Annotated in this window: 1 protein-coding gene and 1 pseudogene; one reads left to right on the top strand and one right to left on the bottom strand. The window is 39.9% G+C overall.

What is annotated here, in order from left to right; genetic code table 11:
* Positions 1–282 precede the first annotated feature (282 nt).
* The gene (gene brnQ / locus SPADD19_RS06370) at positions 283–1,599 is read right to left on the bottom strand and encodes a branched-chain amino acid transport system II carrier protein (protein WP_061455551.1); all 1,317 of its coding nucleotides are present in this window, start codon (positions 1,597–1,599) and stop codon (positions 283–285) included.
* A 195-nt stretch (positions 1,600–1,794) separates the two neighbouring features.
* On the opposite strand from brnQ, the pseudogene SPADD19_RS12725 reads away from it, so the two are divergent.
* Positions 1,795–2,419: pseudogene (locus SPADD19_RS12725) on the top strand (YdcF family protein); the annotation flags it as partial.

The following is a 2,419-nucleotide window of genomic DNA, read 5'->3' as shown; positions in this document are numbered from 1 at the left end:
CGGATAGCCTTTTCCTGATCACTTCCTAGCAAGATTCCAATATATACTGGTAGCAAAGGAAAGACACAGGGAGAAAAGAAAGACAGAATACCTGCAAGAAAAACTGTCAGTGAAAAAACGATTGGATTCATAGTTAACTCCGTATATTGATATGCTACATTCAGTATAACATTGATTGACCTATAATAAAAATTTCCGCTACGTTTTTTTACTAAAATTTGGAATTGGATACTAGTTTCAAAAAAACTCTAAAGCACAAAACTTTAGAGTTTCTAATATTACTTATTCTTCTGCCGTTTGTTTATTTGGTAATACGAGCGATAAAAGAATCCCGATGACTACTGGCACCAACCATGGAAGAGATTGAGCCGCAAATGGAAGCAAAGCAATCCCCTTTTCTACTAGTGAAATTTTAAAGGTACTTGCCAGAACACTTGCAACAGAGACCAAGCTAGCCAAGAAAATAGTCAATTGCATCCCTGGTTTTGAAAGGGCCACAAATTTATTCACTATCACAATCAATACAATGGTAATGGTGATTGGGTAAAGAATCATCAAGACCGGCAATGAATAGGCAATAATGGCACTCAAGCCCAGATTTGCAATCGCAAAACCAATCAGAGTGAAGACACTTGCATAGACCTTGTAAGAAACCTTAGGGAAGGTGCTATGGAAGAATTCACTAGTAGAGACGATTAAACCTGCTGTTGTGGTAAAGCAAGTCACCGTCACCATTCCTGCTAGGAAAATCTGAGCAGTCGGACCAAAAATAGCCTTGGTTGCTTCTGAGAGGACATAAACACCCTTATTGGCATCGGAAGCCATCACTTCTGCTGGAATTGGGAAGTGATTTCCAAGATAACCCAATCCAATATACAAAATACTAAAGCCAATGGCTACAACAATGCCGACAATCCAGATCGTTTTAATGTATTCTTTTTTGCTGGTGAAACCAAGTTGATTAAGAGTAGTCACTGCGATGACGCTAAAGGCTACTGAAGCCAGGGCATCCAAGGTGTTATACCCTTCAAGGAAACCTTGACCAAAGGCAGATACTCGGTAGGCTTCTGTTGCCGCTTGAGGCGCGTGTCCGCTGTACTTGAGAGCACCAAGAACAACGAGTACAACAATCAAGATAGCAAAGACAGGTGTTAAAATCCGACCAATACTATCTAGGATTTTAGAAGGATACAAGGCAATCAAATAGGCCAAACAGAAATAGATCAAGGTAAAAATGAAGAGACCAAGTCCTCCATTGGCTTTTCCTAACAAGGGGGCGATTCCAACTTCGTAAGAAACAGTAGCCGTTCTTGGAATCGCAAAGAAGGGACCAATAGACAAATACAAGGCTACCAGATAAACGATGGCAAACCAAGGAGCAATTTTTCGTGAAATCTCATGGATATACCCTTTAGGATTGAGTGTCCCAATAATCAAGGTGATAATCGCAATCCCTACTCCTGATAAGACAAATCCAGCAATAGCCGGCCAAAAATGGCTACCCGACTGGGCACCTAGCGCAGGTGGAAAGATCAAATTCCCTGCACCGAAGAAAATACCAAATAACAGCAAACCTGTTAAGGAACCTTTTCGTAACATGTGTTCTCCTTTACATTTGTAAATCTTTTCTAGTATAACAGCTTTTATCCACCACGGCAATTCTTTTTTTCTGAATCTATTGATTTTCTCAATTGGCAGTTAAAGCTTTTAACAACATTGAACGATTGTGGAGTTCATAAGCACCTTTTAGTCAATTGTGTTACAATTGAACTACTACTACATTTAGGAGTCATCATGTTTCTCTATCTATTCTGGTTGGTTCCAGCTACTATCTTTTTATTTTTCTTTATGAACGACCGCAGACGACTGATCAATGCTTACCTCTTTTCAATAAGTTTCGGCCTTTTCCTCCTAATTTCCGCCCTTCTACTAGTTGTTCGTACGGAGCTCTGGTTTAACCAAAAGGTTGCCATCATTATCTTTTCAGTACTTGCTGTCCTTGTTTTACTCAGTATTATTTTCTCAACTGTTTTTCTTCTTTTTAACGGCCGGCAAATGATATCTTTTGAAGGCAAAAGATTGGCAAACCTCCTCTCACTCCTATATGGGATCTTTATTATCGGCACCTTGTCGCTTCATTTCCTTCCTTATTTCCCAGGAAAAGACCTCTTGATTTATCCAACAGACTTTGCCCTATTTTACTCGACTTTTCTTTATCTTTCTTATGTTTTATATGGGACTTTTTGCAATTACTTGCCCGTTCGTAAAGAGCCTGATGCTATCATCGTCCTTGGCTCCGGTCTAATCGGGGATAAAGTACCACCACTTTTGGCCCAGCGTCTAACTAAAGCAAAGACTATCTATGAGCAGTTCGAGGGACGATCAAAACTAATTGTTTCTGGTGGACAAGGTGCTGATG

Source organism: Streptococcus parasanguinis (assembly GCF_001578955.1).
GTDB lineage: Bacteria > Bacillota > Bacilli > Lactobacillales > Streptococcaceae > Streptococcus > Streptococcus parasanguinis_U.
The sequence above is the reverse complement of the archived record's forward strand: the minus strand, read 5'-3'. Positions and strand labels throughout refer to the sequence as shown.